The sequence below is a fragment of the Paenarthrobacter aurescens genome (assembly GCF_025421775.1).
Classification (GTDB): domain Bacteria; phylum Actinomycetota; class Actinomycetes; order Actinomycetales; family Micrococcaceae; genus Arthrobacter; species Arthrobacter aurescens_B.
In genome coordinates this window covers 18,859-38,443 of sequence record NZ_JAOEFX010000008.1, presented here as the reverse complement: position 1 = coordinate 38,443, position 19,585 = coordinate 18,859, and the positions used below count along the sequence as shown (strand labels likewise).

The following is a 19,585-nucleotide window of genomic DNA, read 5'->3' as shown; positions in this document are numbered from 1 at the left end:
TACGCCAGGTTGGTGGGCCGGCTTGGTGTGCCGGCTCGGCCTATGCGGTGGCGCGTTGCTGCGGGGCGGCGACGTCGGCCAGGACGCGGGTGAGGACAACGTCAGGCGTTGCACCGGAGAATTCCGCCTCAGGATCCATCACCAAACGGTGGGTCCACACCACAGGGGCGAGTTCCTTGATGTCATCCGGAAGCACGAAGTTGCGGCCCTGGCCCGCAGCCCACACCTTGGCGGCACGAACCATAGCCAGTGCACCACGAACCGAAACGCCGAGGCGTGTCTCTGACGCGTTGCGGGTCTCCTCGCACAGACGCGAAATGTACTCCAGGACAGCCGTGTCCACGTGGGTGGTGGCCGCAAGGTCTGCCATATCGGCCACAGCCTGGGTGGTGATGAGCGGGGTCAGTTCCTTCGACCGGTCCTTCAGGTTGGCACCACCCAACAGGCGCACCGTGGAGGCGTGGTCCGGGTAGCCGATGGATGTCTTGATCAGGAAGCGGTCCAGCTGCGCTTCCGGCAGGCGGTAGGTGCCGGCCTGCTCGATCGGGTTCTGGGTTGCCAGCACCATGAATGGGCGGCCTGCCTCATACGTGGTTCCATCCACGGTCACGCGCGACTCTTCCATGACCTCCAGCAACGCGGACTGGGTCTTCGGCGAGGCACGGTTGATTTCGTCGGCCAGGACGATGTTGTTGAACACCGGCCCCTTGTGGAACTCGAACTTCTGGGTCTTCTGGTCGTAGATGGTCACACCCGTCACGTCGGACGGCAGGAGGTCCGGCGTGAACTGGATGCGGTTGTGCGAGCCCTGAACAGTTGCTGCCAAGGCACGGGCCAGCGAGGTCTTGCCTGTACCCGGCGCATCTTCAAACAGGACGTGGCCCTCGGCCAGCATCGCGGTGAAGGTCAGCCGGATGACGTGCTCTTTGCCGAGGACAGCCTTGCCCACGTTGGCCACGAGCTTCTCGAACGTTTCTGCAAACCATACGGCCTGCTCGTTTGTCATGGTCATCGGTTGATCCTGTTCCTTATGTTTCGGTGGGGGGTTGACGTTGTAGTTGCCATGGGCCTAGCAGCCGCCGGGACGGGGGCCGTAGAGGTCCACCGTGGTGGACTTCACGTACCAGCCATCCTTGGGTGACCCCTGGAGCCGGTACCACGGGGTGCCGTTTCCGTAGATGTCCTTGGTGCAGTTGACGGTGATCTTGCCCCAGGAGCGTTCCACCCAGCCCACGCCACACTTCGCAGGGCTGCCAGGGGTGTAACTGTCCGTCTGACCGGGCTTACCGGGGCAGGTCCGCACGCTGCCGGCATCCACCTGTATCTGTGAAGTCGGCTCCGGGGGCGGCGGCGCAGATCCGCTGCGGGACGTATCGCTTCCGACGTTGCCCGCCTGGCCGCCGCTGATGGCACGGACACGCAGGGTGTGCGTTTCGCTGAAGCCCACACTCGTGGAGAAACTCCGCTGCCCGGTGTCAGTCCATCCGCCGCCGTCAAGGCTGTACTGGTAGCCGGTGACCGGCCTGCCGTTGCCGCTGGGCTGGTTCCACGTCCAGGACACCGTCTTGTCGCCGACGCCGCTGCTCTTGCTGCCGGTAACAGTCGGTGCGGCTGCAAGCCCGTAGGGGTTCACGGTGTTCGACGCCGGACTCCTGTCGCCAGGTGTGGGATTGCGCGAGGAGACTGCCCACACCACCACGGCCGTGTCCTGGCCATTCGGTGCCGCTATGACGCCGCCGCCGGCGGGGATGGCTCCACTGCTGGCGCCGGACGTCAGGGCATACCTATAGCTGATCTCGTTGGCGGTGGCTCCGTTGCGATCCTTCTGTGACAGTGGGTTGAAGGCCACACGGATCTTGCCACCGGCCGCGTTGGTTTCCACCAGTGCTGCCGTAGGCGCGGCTACCATCCCGGGCTTGCCCGCAGCACGGATTGCCGCTGACTGCTGGCTGACCCCGCTGACGCCGGCCTTGTTGGTTGCTGAAACAGTGAAGGTGTAGTCAGCTTCGCTGTTGGTCACGGTGACATTTTGCGAGGTCGCCCCCACTGACTGCGTGGTCACTACGGCACCGCCCCGGTACGTGGTCAACGTGTAGGCGGACACGGCGTCACCGTTGTTGTTCGGCGCGGCCCAGCTGACCTGGAGTTGGCTTTGTTCGCCAAGAGACCCAGCGCCGGACACCGAAGGTGCAGCAGGCGTGGCCGGCACGCCAGCGGGAGTTTCCGCGGCGGAGTAGGGGCTCCACTCGGACGGTTCCTTGGCGTCGTTCCGGGCCAGGACGCGGACCTTGTAGGCCACGCCGTTCGTAAGCCCGGTCCACACGTGGCTGTTCCCCGTAAGATTCTGGATCTGGGGATTCTGCCCGGCCGGAGCCGGCGAGATTTCAAGATCGTAGGACTTGATGGGCGAGCCCTTGCTGGCCGGGGGAACCCAGGCAACCGAAAGTTGCTTGTCACCAAACTTCAGTGTGGGAGCAATCGGGGTATCAGGCTTGACATCCGGACGGACCTCGGCAGACACCGGAGAGCGCTCGGATTCATTGATCGCATTGGTGGCGGTGACGGCAAAGTGGTACTTCACGTTGTTGGTCAGCCCGGTCAACGTACACGTATTCGCGGGGCAGTCCTGCTTGAAGCCGTTCTCCCCGTACACCGTGTACTTGGTGATGGGTGAGCCACGATCAGCCGGCGCGTTCCATGTCAGCAACGCTGTCTGGTCGCCCACGCTTTGAGCCAGAGGCGTGGTGGGCGGGGCCGGCTTGTCCTTGACGGTGAGGCGGATGCGGGCCGTGGCGTAACGGGAGGTTTCGCCCGTCTTGTCGCCCACGACGTAGGCAACAACCATGGTCCCTGTGAAGCCCGACGACGGCGTGACGGTGACGTTTCCGCCGCTGGCCTCTGCCGTGCCATCGCCTGTCTCGGTGACCGCTGAGATGATCTTCAGCGGCGTATCCGGGAATGGGTTGGAGTCGTTCGCCAACGCATTGACCGTGACGGACTTCCCGGATTGTGCATCCGGTTCAACGTCGTCGTTGGCTACTGGTTTGGGGCGGTTGGAAGCAGTCAATGACAGTTTGTACGTCGCGACCGCTTCAAGGCCCCGAGGGTCCTTCGCCTTCACCTGGACCGTGCCGCTTTGACCGATCTGCACCGAGTCTTCGGCGGAGACCTTCAGGGTCTTGCCATCGATGCTCACCCTGAATCCACCTGGGGCTGCACCGGCCAACTCGTACTTCATGTTCTGAACGTCGTCGGAATCGGGATCGGACGTGAGCTTGCCCAAGTCCAGGCTGGCCGAGTCACCCTTGGGAACATCCACGTCGCTGCCCAGCAGCACCGGTGGGTTGTTCTTGTTCGGATCCGGCAGCACCTTGGTGCGGATGCTCAGTGTCGACTTCAAGCCGTTGGGATCATCCGGACCGCTTCCGTCAGTGACTTCGAAGCTGATGGAACCGGGACCAACGTATTCAGCGCCGGCCGTGTATTTCAGGGCCGTTCCATTGCCGGCTACGGGGTCGCTGCCGTCGGCACCGATGAGTTTGATGCGGTCCGCCTGGGTCAGCCGCGGTGACTTACCCTCGCGGACCTTGACCCATTCGGCCAGGTTAACGGTGACGGACTGGCCTGAAACCATCTCCACCACTTCATCCTTGGCAAGGGTCGGGACCTGCTGGCCGATGCCAGGAACCCAGATGACGGCCGTGGACTTCTGGCCGTCCACATCCTCAACTGTGTAAGGCACCAATTGCGGCTGCTCGGTGAGGTCCACCACCACATTGCCTTCAGAGCCCGGACGGGCGGTCTCCAAGCCTGTGGTGACCTTGAGGTTCTCCCCCACGCCGTCCGGATCCTCGTCGTTTTTGAGCACCGGAACGTCCACGGCGGTCTTGCCCAGCGTTTGGGCTGACGTGACGCGGTCATCGCGGGCGATGGGAGCTTGCAGCGGAATGTCGTTCTTGACGATCACCCTGATGCTGGCATTGCCCACGGCATCCCGGTCGTCAGCCACGGAGTAGCGGACGTTGACGGTTCCCTCGGCGGCCGGAGCGGTGACCAGAACGCGGCCGCTGGTCTTGCTGACCTGGGCTTCGAGGCCTGCGTCAGCTTCGATGCTGTCCGTCAGGATGCGGATGATGTCGCCGTCGGGATCGGTGTCGTTGGCGGTGGCATCCACGGCGATCTGACGTCCAGGACGGACCTGCACTTCGTCGTCCACCGGGGCAGGCTTCTGGTTGTCTTCACCACGGGGCGCGACGCCGACAGTCACCGTTCCGGTGTTGACCGCACCTTGGCGGTCGATCACCTTGTAGCGGAACGAGTCGGTTCCCGCGCCATCACCAGCGGCGACAAAATCGATGAAGCTGCTGCCCGCCGTCGCGGTTCCCATGGTGGGCGTGCTGTCGATGCCGGTGAGCTGGACCGAGTCGCCGTCGGGGTCGATACCGTCCAGCGGCACCGGGATCCGGACGCTCCCGCCGGCGACCACGCGTGCGGTCAGGTTCTGCGGCTGCGGACGTGAGTTCTGCGCGCCTTCCAGCGGCAGGATGTGGATGGTGACGGCCGCGGCACTCTTCTGGCCCTGGGGGTCCACTGCGTTGTAGATGGCACGCACGGTCTTAGGCGTGGGCCCGGCGATGAAGCGCAGCGTCTTCTCGGAAACGAAGGCCTTGCCGTCTTCTTCAGGGATGCTCTGCGCCAAGACAGGATCTACAGACAGTTCTTCACCCTGCGGGTGCGTGTCGTTGGCCAGGACCGGAATGGTCACGACGTCGTTGACGCGGACGTTGACTTCGTCGGGTTTCGGCTGGGGGGCCTCGACGACGGCGGGGGCCGGCACCGGGACGACGCCCACGGTGCCTGTGGCCGAGCCGCGGCCGTTGGACATGGTGTAGCTGAAAACGAACGGCTCTTTCGCGCCGAGCACGTCGGTAACGCGCAGTACGCTGTGGTCGATCACGCTGACCGAAGCGGACGAGCCGTCCGGGACGGTGACGGACTGGAGGACCAGCACGCCGCCGGATGGATCGGAGTCGTTGGCCAATGGATCAACCAGCACGCTGCCGCCCACTGGAAGGAGTGCGACGTCATGCACGGCAACGGGCGCTCCAGCGTCCTTGCCGGATTCCACGTCCACACGGATCAGACCCTGGCTGCTTTGGGGGCCGTTGCTGGCGATGTACGTCAAGTAGATGGGGCCCGGTGTGGTGCTCCGGAAGGTGAACGTACCGCCGTCGGTCACGGGGCCCAACTCGGCGGGACCTGCGGCCTCGACGTGGGCTACCCGCAGGGCACCGCCGTTGGGGTCGACGTCGTTCTTCAACGGTGCGATGACCAGGTCTTGGCCAACTACCGCGGTGACGTGGTCGGCGTTGACCACCGGCGCCAGGGCCCCCGGGGGCTGAACGTTGACCACAACGCGGCCCGTGGTGGTAGCCCGGCCGTCCCAGACGGTGATGGTGACGGTCTTCTTGCCCGGCGCTGCGCCTGAGTCCTGGTAGGTGAGAAGGCCGTCGCGGCGGACCTTCACCTGATCCTGGTCGTTGTCCGATTTCGCATCGAGGAGGACGAGGTCGTCGCCGTCGGGATCCATCCAGTCGGTCAGGATGTTCTGGCTGACGGACTTGCCCTGCTCCACCAGCATGGTGGTGGGCTCGCCGCGCTTGAAGAACGGAGGCCTGTTTTCCTCCGGAGCCACGACGCGCAGCGTGGCCTGTCCACCGGCAGACAAGCCACGTCCGTCCGAGGCGTTGTAGTCGAAGGTTTCCGTTCCCGGCTTGGCGTCAGCGGGAACCTTGATCTGGAACGCTGAGCCACCGTAGATGTTCTCCAGCGCCCCGGACTTGGGTCCGTTGGCGCCGACCGCTGCGGTGAGGACATCGCCGTCGGGGTCCGAATCATTGTCCAGGACACTGAGAATGGAGGTCCGGCCCGGCCGGACACCAAATTCGTCCGGCTTGGTTTCGGGCGCCCGGTTGGGTTTGGTGCGGTCCGGAAGGACATTGATGGTGTTGTTGTCCGCGGACTCCTGGTCCTGGTCATCGGACTGGTTCTTGGGCGGGACAACATCGTCCCAGTTGTTGACGAGCTGCATGTTCTGGTTGACCAGCCACACACTGCCCGAGTTCACGTCATTGAGGACCACGAGGTCGCGGTTGACGCGGAAAACGTAGCTGGGAGAGGCGCTGGCTTTGGGGACGTCGTTCTTCTTGTCATCGGCGTCGTTGTCGCAGTCGCGGACGTACTTGTTTGCGCCGGACCAGGCGGCGTGGACGCACTTGCTGACCTGCACAGGTGCGGCGGGGACGCCTTCGCCGTCGGCATTGACTGTTGCCGCGGTGGAACCGTCCAAGGGCTGCTTCAGGAGGGCTTTGCGGGTGGCGATGGCAACAAATCCGCTGTCCCCGCTGCTCTGCTGGAGCTTGGCTTCCCGCGCGTCCTGCAGTTGGAGCTTGCGGCCGCCGGGCAGGAACAGGTTCCCGGACCCGGCATCAAGAACTACGGGTTTATCCCCCACGACGGCAATCTGAAGGTCGCCGGCACCTTTGAGCTCATCCACTTTGGTGACCTGGGAGTCTGTCCGCTCGCCATTGGCGTCCACCGTGGTCACAGTGATTTCGCCCTTGCCGGGATCCGCGGTGTAGATGCGGTTATCGGTTCCTACGGCGGACACCAGGCCTTGGTCCCCTGTCAGGACCGGTTCGGTTCCTTCTTCATCGAAACCGTTGACGGTGGAAGGAGACAAAGCCCAGACCTTGCCGCGGGCGGGATCGGTGACTGAGAGGACGGTGGAGCCGTAGCTCACCTGGGACGAGGACGGGAGTTGCTTGTCGCCGCCGAGCTTCAGGTTCGCGGCCGACACCTGGTTGATGGTGGAACCGGATTCGTCGTCCACAAAGACGTTGCCGTCGTGCTGCAGGACGTCGAAGGTGGTGGTTGCCGGAGTCACTGCACCGTCAAGCACACGCGACGGGTAGTTCAACCGCCCCACGGCGTTCTTGGTTTTGCTCACGACCCACACGCCGCCGTCGTTCAAGTCCACTTCGGTGGTCTTGAATCCCGGGTACAGCACTGCCCCGGTGATCAGCAAGGCGCCCGCCGCGGTGGCAGCCGTTCCCGCTATGTATTTTTTGTTTCGACGCTTGTTCAGCCCCAGCTTGCCGAAGAAATTTCTCACAGCCCCAAAATTCCCTTGATATACAGCCGCTCCCCAGCGACGTCCGGGCCAACCGACACATGCCGGCAGCCGTGCATTCCGCAGTACCCCCATACGGCGGCGGAATTTTCAGTCCCTAAGACTATCCCACGCACCCCACGACCAATCGAGGACACCCGAGACCGGGCTATCCATTGGCTTTGACAGACTACGGCCTTAACCACCGAGTGCGCGATGGGGAGATCTGCCCCGCGCTTAACCTTTGCAAGGGTCAGCACGGGGGCGCTCCGATGCCTGCGGGATCTGGAAGGTTGGTGTGACCTGCGATGATGTACCGGCCCACGTTGCGGTAGGAACCCGATTCGATGCGCCACCAGCGGTGCATACCAGTCCAGTTATCTGTTTGATCGATGTAACAACGCACCACAATGGCGCCTTGATCTGCGGAGGCCATCCAGGGTGGAGTGTTGTTACTCTGGCCGTCACACGTCCTTCTATTGGGGTCGTAGTTGGCTCCGCCCAGCGTAAAGCTGCAGGATCTCACCACCGCTCCGGGGTTCATGGTGGTGGTCCACTCCCCTTGGCGTCCGGACTTGGCACTGGCCGAAGCCACGGCGCCGCCGGTTCCCAGCGAGTTGAAGGTCTGGACGGCGATGCTGTGCGTCTCTTCCCAGCCGGCTGTATTGATGGTGCGGCTGCCCGAGGCGCCCACAGTCTCCCAGCCGCCGTTGTCGATGCGGATCTTCGTCGTCTTGACGTCGTTCGTAGCGGTTGACGGTGACGACCAGTTGAAGGTCACAGATTTCTGGTTCACGGCCCCGTTGGACCCCGACGCCGACGGCGTTCCCGGCGCACCAAAAGGCGTGGCGGTGGCAGCTTTGCTGGCGTCGGAACTGGGCGCCACTGTGGAGTGCGCCATGACAGTAACACTGGTGGGCTGGCCGTTGGCAAAGCCTCCTACGGTCTGCCCGGGCTGGATGGCACCGGAGCGCCCGCCAGCGGAGTAGGTGTAGCTGACTTCGTTGGCTTTGGAACCGTTGCGCTGGGTTTCGCCGAGGGCGGTGAAGTTGATGGTGAGCTGGCCACCGGCGGCGCCGGTATTTGCCGGCGTGGCACTGACGTTTTGAACAGTACCCAGCTTTCCCGTTGCCCTGCGCGGCGCTGAGGCCGCGCTGACCAGGCTCTTGCCTGCTTTGTTCTCAGCCTGAACAGTGAACGTGTACGCCGATTGGTCGGTGGCTACCTCGAAGGTGGCTGTTCGGACGTTCCCCGGAATGGTCTGCGTCTGGGTGGTTCCGCTGCCGCCACTCATGGTGACGTAATAGCTCTTGATGGGGTCACCATTGATCCCCGGCTCGGACCAGTCGACGCGGAGCTGGTTCCGGGACCCGAGGGCGGACAGCACCGTGGTGCTCGGCGGCGCCGGTGTTCCGGGGATGCCGGCGGGGTGGTCCTCCGCGGAATACAGCCCCCAGTCAGAGGGGCCAAGGTCATTGACGGCCTGCGCGCGGACCTTGTACTTCACACCGTTGGTCAGGCCGGGCCAGGTGTAGCTGAGCCCGGTGACCTCGTTCTTGACGGCGATGCCGTTGGCCGGCGGCGGAGAGATCTCCAGGTTGTAGTGCTTCACCGGGGAACCCTCGGTTTTGGCGGGGGTCCAAGTGATCGCCAGGTCCTTGTCGCCGGCCTTGACCGTGGGCACGCCCGGGGGCGACGGCTTCTCGTCCGGAGTGATCTCGTTGGACGGGACGGACGGCTGGGATTCGCCTACCTCATTGGTAGCAACAACTGTAAAGACGTACTTGACGTTGTTGGTCAGTCCAGTCAGCGTGCAGGTGGTGGTGGGGCATTCCTGCTGGAATCCGGCCGCTTTCACCGTGTATTTGGTGATGGCTGCGCCATTGTCCGACGGCGGCGCCCACTTGAGCACGGCCGTCTTGCTGCGGACGTCGGTTGCGACGGGCGCCGACGGAGCATCGGGCTTGTCCCGCACCGTGATGCGAACACGACCCACTGCTTGCCGGCTGGGATCATCGGTCTTGTCCTTGATGGTGTACCTGACCACCAGGACCCCCTTGAAACCATCGGCGGGCGTCACGGTAATCGAGTCCCCGGCAATGGCCGGCTCACCTGACGCAGAACCGGTCTCCACCACAGCAGACACCACGGTCAATGGTTCGCTGAAGGGGTTGAAGTCGTTTCCCAGCACGTTGATGGTTTCGGACTTGCCGGCGTTGGCCTTGTCCAAAACGTCGTCGTTGGCTACCGGCTTCGGCCGGTTGGAGGAGACTACCGAGACTGCGACGGCTGCCTTTACTGGCTCCGAGCGCCCGTCAGTGACCTTCAGCGGCACGGTGCCGCGGGCTCCGGGATTGAGCGAACCGCCAGGAGTGATTTTCAGGACAGTGCCCTCCACCCGCGCGTCGAATCCGCCCGGCAGGTCACCGTCCAGGCTGAACGCGAGTTTGCCTTGATCCTGTTCATCAACATCTGCGGCGAGGTTGGCCAGGTCCAGTTCCGTAGTGTCCCCCTTGGGCGCCTCAATCGCAGCACCACTGAAGGTGGGGGTGTGATTGGCATTGGGGTTCGGCAGCACCTTGGTCATGATCGTCAAGGTCGATTTCAAACCCTCGGCGTCGTCCGGACCTGTGCCGTCGGTTACTTCGAAGGTGATGGACCCGGGCCCGACGTACTCAGGCTGGGCCGCATACCTCAGCGCAGTACCGTCACCAGCAATGACGTTGGTGGAGTCACCGCCCAGGACCCGGATCTTGTCCGCCACCGTGATGCGGGGTTGACGGCCGTCCCTGACCTTGACGTGGTCCTGAAGGGCCACAGAGACTTCCTCCCCCGCGGTGACCTCCACGATCTCAGTGGTGGAAAGCGTGGGGTACTGGAGGCCCTGGCCTGGAATCCACATGACGGCGGTGGCTGACTGCCCGTCAATGTCGGTGACGGTGTAAGGAATCAACTGGTCCTGCGGTACCAGCGTCACCACCACGTTTCCGTCTGTCCCTACGCGGGCGTTCGGGTTTCCGTCCGGCAGGGAGATGGTGAGGTCTTCGGCAACCCCGTCGGGATCGGAGTCGTTCTTCAACACCGGAACGTCAACCGCAGTTTTACCCAGGGTCTCGGCCAGCGTGATCCGGTCGTCCACTGCCACGGGGGCATGGAGCGGCGCTGTCGGGCTGGTCTGGACGCGGATGACAGCGGACGCTTCGGCCTTCTTGTCGTCCTGGATCCGGTAGCTGATGCTGTCCGTGCCGGCTGCACCGGGTGCCGTCAGCACTACCTTGCCCGCGGCAGCTTCAACCTGGAGCTCCGGCTTGGCCTCGAACGCCGCCACCAAAGCGATGGGATCGCCGTCGGGGTCCGAGTCGTTTTTCAGGGCATTAACTGCAACCCGTCGTCCGGGCCGGACATCAATGAAGTCGTCCACCGCGATGGGCTTTTGGTTATCAGCTTCCGCAGGCGCAATGCCCACGATCACCGTGCCGGTGTTCTCAGCACCAATACGGTCCCGCACGCGGTAGCTGAAAGTGTCAGTACCGGCGGACGTGCCCCCGGCCGTGAACTCCAGATATCCGTCCCGCAGGATGGCTGTCCCCAGTTCGGGAGCTTTGTCGATTCCGATGAGCTGAACGGAGTCGCCATCGGCGTCGATGCCGTCCAAGGGGACCGGAATCTTCACCGTCATCCCCGCAACCACCCTGGCAGTCAGGTTCCGGGGCTCGGGCCGGGTGTTCGTGGCGTCGTCGCGGGCGCGGATGCGGATGGTGACTTGCTGGGAGTCAGATTGGCCCGAGGCGTTGCTGACCTTGTAGATCGCATAAACAGTGGTGGGCTCCTCGCCGGCGATGTACCGCAGCGTGTTCCCGGCAACGAAGATCCTGCCGGCAGTTTCGTCCGGCTGTTGCGCCAGGACAGGGTCGAGCGTCAACTCTCCGCCGTTGGGATCAGTGTCGTTGTCCAGGACCGGAATGGTCACCACATCACCGGCACGCACGGATACCTCGTCCGGCTTGGCTTGCGGCGCCTGAAGTTTGGTGGGCGCCGGAACAACCTGGACTGAAATGTCCCCCGTTGCCGAGGCCTTGCCATTGGAGATCGTGTATTTGAGGGAGAGCTGGCCTTGGGCCCGGATGTCGGTGATCTTGACCACCGAGTGGTCCAGCACTGCAACGGAAACCGGGAGCCCGTCAGCCGCCGTGACCGACTGGACCACCAGGACGCCTCCGCTGGGGTCCGAGTCATTGCCCAGGACGTCAACCACGGTGCTGCCACCGCTGGGCAGGAGGGCAATGTCGCGGACGGCCACCGGTGCGCCGTCGCTGTTTCCGGACACGACGTCGACGCGCACCAGTTGCTGCGCACTCGCCGGTCCGTTGGTCACCATATACGTCACGTAGTGGGGACCCACGGACGCCGAATTAAAGGTGAACGTTTGCTGGTCCGGCCCGACCACTGCGGTCGACTGCGGATCCGGCTGTGCTTGCGCCAGCCGCAACGTGCCGCCCTGGGGATCGGTATCGTTCTTGAGCGGCGCGATCACCGTGTCCTGGCCCGCCACCGCAACCACATGATCTGCATTGGCGATAGGCGGCAGGGCACCGGGAGCACGGACGTCAACGCTGATCTGCCCCTGGGTGGTCAGGGACCCGTCCGAGACACTCACGGTCAGGGTTTTACGTCCTGGGCCAGCCCCTGCGTCCTGGAAGGTGAGCAAGCCGTCCGGCCTGATCCGGACCTGGTCCGCGGGATCGCTGCTGGAGACGGCGACGGCGAAGATGTCATCGCCGTCGGGGTCCAGCCAATCGGTGAGGACGAACTGGCTGGCGATCTTCCCGGACTGGACCACCAAGGCGTTGTTCCGGTTGGGCTTGGGCTGCGGCGCGTTGTTTTCCTCTGCCGGCACGATGCGCAGGTCAACGTCCGCGGCCCCCGTACCGCCGCGCCCGTCGTCCACCGAATACTTGAACGTTTCCGAACCCGTGGTTCCTGCCGGAACCGCGATCTGGAAGCCGGTGCCACCGTAGACGGCGGACAACGCGCCGGACTTCAAAGGCTCGCTGGTGCTGACCGTGAGGACATCGCCGTCGGCATCGGCGTCGTTGTCCAGGACGGGCAGAACGGTGGTCTTGCCGGCCCTGACACCAAACGAATCAGGCTTGGCCACCGGTACAGTATTGGGTTTGCTGCGGTCCGGAAGGACTGTCTGCTGGACTTCGTCCGCAGAGTCCTTCTCGGCGTCGTCCGAGGTCTGTTGGGGCGGGATGACGTCGTCCCAGTTATTGACCAACTGCATGTTCTGGTTGACCATCCAGACGTTGCCGGAGTTGACGTCGTTCAGCACCACGAGATCGCGGTTGACACGGAATACGTACGACGGCGATGCACTCGCCTTGGGAACGTCGGACCGCCTGTTATCTGCCTCGTTGGTGCAATCGCGGACGTACTTGTTGGCACCGGACCACGCGGCGTACGTGCACGAGCCCACGTGGACGGGCGCAGCCGGAATGCCCTGGCCGTCCGCTTGGACAGTCTTGGCTGTCCCGCCGTCCAGGGGTTGCAGGAGCAATGCCTTCGGTGTGGCAACGGCAATGAAATCGGCGGCCGGACCGCTCTGCTGCAGCTTGGCATCCCGGGCGTCGTCCAGGTGCACCTTGCTGCCGCCGGGGAGCACGATGTCGCCGCTGGTTTCATTGAGCACCACTGCTTTGTCGCCCACCGCTGCCAACTGGACTTCGCCGTCGGCCTTCAATGTGTCGTCTTTGCGGACCTGTGAATCCACGGCCTGACCGTCGACGTCCACCTTGGTTGCCGTCAGTGTGCCCGTTTTTGGGTCGAGGGTGTGGATGGTGTCATCCACACCCACCACGGACACGACGCCCGGGGACTGTTCGAACAAGGGCTCCGACTCTTCGCTGAAGCCGCCAATGGAGGTGGGCGAAACAGCCCAGACCTTGCCCTTGGACTGGTCGGTGACTGCCAGGACCTTGTTTCCGAAGCTCACGTCTGCGGAGCCTGGAAGTTTTTGGTCGCCACCCAATCGCATGTTGGCGGCGCTGACAGGGTTGATGGTCCCGCCATCCGCGTCATCGATGAAGATGTCGCCGGCCTGCTGAAGGATGTCGAAGTTGGTGCTGGCGGGGGTCACTGCGCCATCCAACGACTTGGAGGGATAGTTGAGGCGTCCGGCAGCATTCTTGGTCTTGCTGACTACCCAGACGCCGCCGTCGTTGAGTTCCACCTCGGTGGTCTTGAAGCCTGGGTAAAGGATGGCGCCAGTCACCAGGACAGCTGCAGCCGCCGTGAAGGCAGTGGTTGCGATGGCCTTACGCCGGCGGTTTTTGGCACGGCGTTTTCCGGACCCATCAGGCAGAGCCATCCCACAATCCCCCACAGTCTAGGCAGCATGAAAGCAGCCGGCGCCGACCCCCACGGCGAAACACGATACAAACAACGCAAAGCCTACCGGTTTACTCCATCGATTAGCTAAGTCGCGTCGTTCATCCCCTGAGTACCCACGCGTCAACACCCCTGTCCGGCTCCCCGGTTTACCGCCCGGGCCGCCCCCGATCCCCTATCACCAAACGCCCCCAAAACAGGGACGCTCTCTCACTTTCCTGAAGGAAGTGAGAGAGCGCCGGGCAGAACACGACGGGAGGTGAGAGAGCGTTCGGCTTAAGCCCGAGGGAGGTGAGAGAGCGTGCGCTTTGGAATGCGGGCTGTGAGCAGGCGCCTAGTCCAGCACCAGACCCTTGCCGCGGCCTCGGGCCAGCATCACGGGATGGATTTCGCCGAAGCCACGGACATTCTCCGACTTCTGCGGAACCAGGACAAAGCGGTCATCCTGCCCCAGCGCAGCAGCTGTCATCGCGTCCACCAGGACCGTGCCGGGCTGGGCCAGGGTGGTGAGCCGGGCAGCGAGGTTGACGGTGGGTCCGTAGATGTCGCCCAGCCTGGACAGAATGCGGCCCCAGACCATGGAGACGCGGCATTGCGGCAGAATTTCGTCCTCGGTGAAGGCCTGGGCCAACGCCAGGGAGATCTCGGCCCCGGCAGCGGGGGTCTCGGCGATGTAGAGAACTTCGTCGCCCACGGTCTTGACCAGCCGGCCGCCACCTACGGAAATGATTTCGGCGCACTTGTTCTCAAAGCGCTGTACCAACTGGGCGAGGGTCTTCTCATTCATGCGGCGCGAGAGGCTGGTATAGGAGACGAGGTCGGCGAAGCCCACGGCCCGGGCCAGGGGCAACGGCGAATCGTCTTCGTCGCCCTCGCGGCCTTCCTCGCTGGCCTGCAGCCCTGCCTCAGCCCTTACCGCGAGGCGCTGCACGCCCGCGTTGAGTTGACGGCGGTATGAGTAGACAAGGATTTCTTCGAGGGAATCGACCAAGGCGGGCAACTGACCCACGAGTTGTTTACGGGCCACCGCATCCGGAATCCCCTGCTCGGACACCATGTCCTCCACCAGGGCTTCGATCTGCCAGACCACCATGCGGTCCGTCATCTGCCCGATGGAACGGGTGACGGAGATGGCAGCTTCCTCGGTAAGGATGCCTGCCCGGACGAGGTCCAGAATGGTGGACAGCGCCGCTTGGTCCCGTTCTGTGAAGGCAACGTCTTCGTCGCCGAAGTTCGGGAATCCGAGGGCACGCCAAATTTTGCGGGCGGACAGAATGGACACGCCTGCACCGGCGGCAACTTCACGACGGCGGAGCTTGCGTTCGCCACCCAGCAGCTTTGCTTCCAGCGCCTTGATAGCCAGGCGCTCCGCGGACATCACTCCGGTGGGCGGGCCTGTCTGGACCGCTACCGGAGCAGGCCCGGCCTCGGTATCCTCGTCCACGGAAGGTTCGGGGACGGCGTCGAACTCCTGGTCCAAGTCCTCGCCGGACTGCTGATCCTCAACGCTCATCTCTTCCACCTTCTCTCAATTCCCACGGCAATTCTTCAAAATCCCCCAGCACTTCGCCCTCAAAAACCTCACCTTGCGGGAGTTCGTCCATCGCGTCAAGAATGAATCCCCGGAATTTCCCGGCTTCGGGAACGTCTGCCAGGACGGCAGTTCCGGAGTGCCCGGTATCCAAGGATATATTCCCGGAGTGCAATGCTCGTTGGAGCAAGCTCTGATGGATGCCCACATTGCGGACGGCCATCAGTGACACCTGCCAGTCACGGCGCCGAAACATTCCGTACTTGGCAAGTATCCGCCGGCTCGTCAGGATGTACCGGATGGAACGCCATCGCACAATCCGTTTGACGCTGTAGGCAATTAACAGCCATGCAGCAAGCACCACCGCCGTGCCCATGAGCCACGGCGTCCATTCCACTGTAATGAACGGTGCAAGTCGCTGCGCATTCCCCTTGACCACCCAGGCGCAGGCGTAAGCCGCCAAGGCAGGAACAATAACGAAGGCCAGCACCGGGAAGAAGAGGGAGCGGGCCTGTTGACGCGTGATGGTGATGACCTGCTCCCCCGGAAGCAGCTCCTTACGCATAACCGCTTTCCGTAGCGCGCAAGTGCACCACATCCCCGGCTGTGACGACATGCTCCCTGCCGCCATGGTCCACCACCAGCAACGAGCCATGCTCGTCAAGGCGTGAGGCATGCCCTACAAGTTCGTGATCACCGGGCAAGTGCGCCCGCACTTCGCGGCCCAGCGTGACCATGGCAGACTCAACACGTTTGTGCAGCGACGGTCCTCCGTCCAGACCGGCGGAAGGGTCTCCTTCGGAATTGCAGAAGCTGCGGTAAAGCCGGGCAAATCGCGAAAGGTAGCTTTTCAGCAGCGCGGTGCGGTCCGTCGTCGTGGCGCCTTCCAAAGCCAGGGACGTTGCCGTTGGAACCGGCAACTCATCCTCGGCCAGCGTCACATTGAGCCCCACACCCAGGATCACGGCAGGAACGGATCCATCGCCCAAGGCCGTCATCTGCGCGAGGATGCCTGCGATCTTGCGCCCTTTGACCAGGACGTCGTTGGGCCACTTGATCTTAGCTGTCACACCGGCTGTTTCCTGCAAAGCCTCGCGCAATGCGACGGCGGCCAGGAGAGACAGCCACGAGTAACTTTGCGTTGGAACGGGCATGCCTTCAGCAGTTACGGGACGCAGCACCATGGAAACGGACACAGCGGAGCGCTCCGGTGATTCCCAGTGCCGGTCCAGCCGTCCACGCGCCGCCGTTTGGTGCTCGGCGGTCAACACCGCAAGATCAGCCCACTTTTTGGGCTCAACGGTGACAGCCCGCACCAAGTCCTGGTTGGTGGACCCTGTGGATTCGACGATGGTCAGTTGCGAAATGCCCGCGGCTGAAAGGAAGTCCGGCTGCAGCAAGGCTTCACGATCCAAGGCGGCCCTCTCCGGACCGCTGGTCGGGACGTGGGGTTCGCTGCTCTCGGGCTGTTCGGCATCCATAGCTGAATCCTATCCAGTTGCGGCGTCCCGGGATGGCCCGTGAACAGGAAAGCGGCTGGGAATCCGCTTAGAGAAAGATGTCAGGAACCAAGCGGTCTTCGGGGGCGCCCAGGCTGTATGGCGAAAAGTCCGACACACCAGCCGCGCGGAGGACCTCTTCATCGGTGAAGAACTTCCCCGTTGCCCCCGTACCCGTCAGGACAGCATGCGCGGCGTCGGCCATGATTTCGGGACCGCGTGCGGCCTGGACGATTTGCTGCCCGCCGGGCATGTTGCGGATCGCAGCCGTGTCAATGAGCGTGCAAGGCCAGAGCGAGTTGACTGAGACGCCGTCCTTCTTGAGCTCTTCGGCCAATCCCAGGGTGGTCAGGCTCATTCCGTACTTGGCCATGGTGTAGGCCAGATGCATGCCGGCCCATTTGGGGTCCAGGTTCAGCGGCGGAGACAATGTGAGGATGTGGGCGTGGCTGGATTCCCTCAACGCAGGAAGCGCCAGCTTGGAGAGCAGGAAGGTTCCGCGGACGTTGATGTCCTGCATGAGGTCGTAGCGCTTCATGTCAACGGCATCGGTGCGGGACAGGTCGATCGCCGAGGCGTTGTTAACCACGACGTCGATCCCTCCGAAACGCTCGACGGCGGCGGCTACCGCTGCGGCGACGTCGTCATCGTTGCGGACGTCCCCGACGAGTGGCAATGCCTGGCCGCCGGCCGCGACCAGTTGATCCGCGGCGGTGAAGACTGTGCCTTCGAGTTTGGGATGGGGGTCCCCCGTCTTGGCCATGAGCACGATATTGGCGCCATCGCGGGCCGCGCGGGTGGCGATGGCCAAGCCGATGCCCCGGCTGCCACCGGACATCAGGATGGTCCGGCCCGCGAGCGAACCGGTGGCGACGTAGGGAGTATCAGCCTGCGAAAGTGCGCGGGAAGCGTCATTGCTTGAAGTCATGGGGACACTCTAACGCAACTATGTTACTGACGGGTAACATAGCGATTGCTTTGGCTTGGTCGCGGAAAATTGTAGGGTTTCTACAGCGGTTCGCGGCAAAGGCGTCACTAGACTGGCCTGCGGGGCCTGTTCTTTGTACGGAAGCTACTTAAGCTTCGGGACCAACACCGAACTGCGCCAGCGAAAATCAGCTACAGAGCCGGAGACACTTGATGAGCCACGATCTGACAACGACAGCGGGAAAGATTGCCGACTTCCGCGACCGCCAGGCCCGTGCAGAGCAACCTTCCGGCCCGGAAGCGATTGAGAAGCAGCACGCACGGGGCAAGAACACAGCCCGCGAACGCATTGACCTCTTGGTCGATCCGGGCTCGTTCGTCGAGTTCGACGCCCTGGCAGTGCACCGCTCCACAGCTTTTGGCATGGAGAAGAAGAAGCCGCTCGGCGACGGCGTGGTTTCCGGATACGGCACCGTGGATGGCCGGCTCATCGCGATCTACAGCCAGGACTTCAGCGTCTACGGCGGCTCCCTGAGCCAGGTCAACGGCGAGAAAATCGTCAAGGTCCAGGAATTTGCCCTCCGCAACGGTTGCCCCGTTGTCGGTATCAACGACGGCGGCGGCGCGCGTATCCAGGAAGGCGTGGCCTCCCTGGCCATGTTCGCTGACATCTTCCGCAACAACGTCCACGCATCCGGCGTGGTCCCGCAGATCTCCCTCATCATGGGTCCGTGCGCCGGCGGCGCCGCGTACTCCCCCGCCCTGACCGACTACGTGGTCATGGTGGACAAAACCTCGCACATGTTCATCACCGGCCCGGACGTCATCAAGACTGTCACCGGCGAAGACGTAGACATGGAAACCCTCGGCGGCGCGCGGCAGCACAACGCCACCACCGGCACCTCCACTTATCTCGCTTCCGACGAAGCAGATGCCATTGAGTTCGTCCGCGAACTCCTTGACTTCCTGCCGTCCAACAACCTGTCCGAAGCCCCGGTTGTGGAACACGACCAGGAACTGGAACTCAACGACGACGACCTCGCCTTGGACGGGCTGATTCCCGATTCCGCCAACCAGCCGTACGACATGCGCAAGGTCATTGAGCAGATCGTGGACGACGCGCACTTCCTGGAAATGCAGTCCCTGTACGCCCCCAACGTGATGATCGGCTACGGCCGCGTTGAGGGACACACCGTGGGCATCGTGGCCAACCAGCCCATGCAGTTTGCCGGAACCCTGGACATCTCCGCCTCGGAAAAGGCTGCCCGCTTTGTCCGTCACTGCGACGCGTTCAACGTTCCCATCATCACCCTGGTGGACGTCCCCGGCTTCCTTCCCGGCAAGGACCAGGAGTTCCAAGGCATCATCCGCCGCGGCGCCAAGCTCCTCTACGCCTACGCCGAAGCAACGGTCCCCAAGCTCACGGTGATCACCCGTAAGGCTTACGGAGGAGCGTACATCGTGATGGGCTCCAAGAAGCTCGGCGCAGACCTCAACCTCGCTTGGCCCACAGCCCAGATCGGCGTCATGGGCGCCCAGGGGGCCGTGAATATCCTGTACCGCCGCGACCTTGCTGCCGTTGCCGAAGCCGGTGGCGACGTGGAAGCCAAGCGCGCCGAGATCATCCAGGGCTACGAGGAAGAACTCCTCAACCCGTACCAAGCAGCTCAGCTGGGCTACGTGGACGCCGTCATCGCTCCGTCCGACACGCGCCTCCAGATCATCCGCGGCCTCCGCGCCCTCCGCGACAAGCGCGCCAGCCTCCCCACCAAGAAGCACGGAAACATCCCGCTGTGAGCACGCCGAAGCACCGGGCTGATTCCGCGCCTGATCAGGTACCCGCTGAAGCAGCCGCTGCGCCGCTGTTTTCGGTGGTCAAGGGCGAACCAACGGCCGAAGAGCTCGCGGCGATTGCCGCCGTCGTGGTTTCCCTTGGTGCCCCTGAAGCGACGGCCGCTTCCAAGCCGAATGTCCGGCACTGGGTGCGTCGCCAGCAACTCCGGCTGGACCCCTCCCCGGGTCCTGGCGCGTGGAAGCGCAGCCGCGGCTAGTTTTTCCCGCACATAG

General features: G+C 63.5%; 9 protein-coding genes. 2 read left to right on the top strand and 7 right to left on the bottom strand.

The genetic code is table 11. The features are described 5' to 3' along the window. Positions 1–40 precede the first annotated feature (40 nt). From N7568_RS16760 to N7568_RS16730, 7 genes are all read right to left on the bottom strand, one after another. On the bottom strand, positions 41–1,012 hold the full coding sequence (locus tag N7568_RS16760) for an AAA family ATPase (RefSeq protein WP_261610926.1): 972 nt from the start codon (positions 1,010–1,012) through the stop codon (positions 41–43). A 57-nt stretch (positions 1,013–1,069) separates the two neighbouring features. Next, on the bottom strand, positions 1,070–7,267 hold the full coding sequence (locus tag N7568_RS16755) for an Ig-like domain-containing protein (RefSeq protein WP_261610925.1): 6,198 nt from the start codon (positions 7,265–7,267) through the stop codon (positions 1,070–1,072). A 157-nt stretch (positions 7,268–7,424) separates the two neighbouring features. After that, positions 7,425–13,541, bottom strand: coding sequence for an Ig-like domain-containing protein (locus tag N7568_RS16750; protein ID WP_261610924.1), 6,117 nt, complete (start codon positions 13,539–13,541; stop codon positions 7,425–7,427). Positions 13,542–13,895: 354 nt separating this feature from the next. Then, positions 13,896–15,074 (bottom strand): adenylate/guanylate cyclase domain-containing protein, encoded by a 1,179-nt coding sequence (locus N7568_RS16745; protein WP_261610923.1) that lies wholly within the window; start codon positions 15,072–15,074, stop codon positions 13,896–13,898. Then, positions 15,064–15,657 (bottom strand): PH domain-containing protein, encoded by a 594-nt coding sequence (locus N7568_RS16740; RefSeq protein WP_261610922.1) that lies wholly within the window; start codon positions 15,655–15,657, stop codon positions 15,064–15,066. Before N7568_RS16740 ends, N7568_RS16745 begins: the two co-directional genes overlap by 11 nt. After that, entirely contained in the window at positions 15,650–16,573 is a 924-nt protein-coding gene (locus N7568_RS16735; RefSeq protein WP_261610921.1) for a biotin--[acetyl-CoA-carboxylase] ligase, read from the bottom strand. The genes N7568_RS16740 and N7568_RS16735 overlap by 8 nt, the downstream gene beginning before the upstream one ends. A 67-nt stretch (positions 16,574–16,640) precedes the next feature. Then, a complete protein-coding gene (locus tag N7568_RS16730; protein ID WP_261610920.1) occupies positions 16,641–17,519 on the bottom strand; it encodes an SDR family oxidoreductase in 879 nt (292 codons plus the stop codon). Positions 17,520–17,731: 212 nt separating this feature from the next. On the opposite strand from N7568_RS16730, the gene N7568_RS16725 reads away from it, so the two are divergent. Continuing rightward, the gene (locus tag N7568_RS16725; RefSeq protein ID WP_105693983.1) at positions 17,732–19,315 is read left to right on the top strand and encodes an acyl-CoA carboxylase subunit beta; all 1,584 of its coding nucleotides are present in this window, start codon (positions 17,732–17,734) and stop codon (positions 19,313–19,315) included. Then, positions 19,312–19,569 (top strand): acyl-CoA carboxylase subunit epsilon, encoded by a 258-nt coding sequence (locus N7568_RS16720; protein WP_261610919.1) that lies wholly within the window; start codon positions 19,312–19,314, stop codon positions 19,567–19,569. The genes N7568_RS16725 and N7568_RS16720 overlap by 4 nt, the downstream gene beginning before the upstream one ends. The last annotated feature ends 16 nt before the right edge of the window (positions 19,570–19,585 follow it).

What these genes read in the sequence shown, in the direction of transcription:
- N7568_RS16745 (WP_261610923.1), bottom strand. Translation starts at nt 15,074, where the DNA reads ATGAGCGTTGAGGATCAGCAGTCCGGCGAGGACTTGGACCAGGAGTTC.
- N7568_RS16750 (WP_261610924.1), bottom strand. Translation starts at nt 13,541, where the DNA reads ATGGCTCTGCCTGATGGGTCCGGAAAACGCCGTGCCAAAAACCGCCGG.
- N7568_RS16760 (WP_261610926.1), bottom strand. Translation starts at nt 1,012, where the DNA reads ATGACCATGACAAACGAGCAGGCCGTATGGTTTGCAGAAACGTTCGAG.
- N7568_RS16740 (WP_261610922.1), bottom strand. Translation starts at nt 15,657, where the DNA reads ATGCGTAAGGAGCTGCTTCCGGGGGAGCAGGTCATCACCATCACGCGT.
- N7568_RS16725 (WP_105693983.1), top strand. Translation starts at nt 17,732, where the DNA reads ATGAGCCACGATCTGACAACGACAGCGGGAAAGATTGCCGACTTCCGC.
- N7568_RS16730 (WP_261610920.1), bottom strand. Translation starts at nt 17,519, where the DNA reads ATGACTTCAAGCAATGACGCTTCCCGCGCACTTTCGCAGGCTGATACT.
- N7568_RS16755 (WP_261610925.1), bottom strand. Translation starts at nt 7,267, where the DNA reads ATGGGGGTACTGCGGAATGCACGGCTGCCGGCATGTGTCGGTTGGCCC.
- N7568_RS16735 (WP_261610921.1), bottom strand. Translation starts at nt 16,573, where the DNA reads ATGGATGCCGAACAGCCCGAGAGCAGCGAACCCCACGTCCCGACCAGC.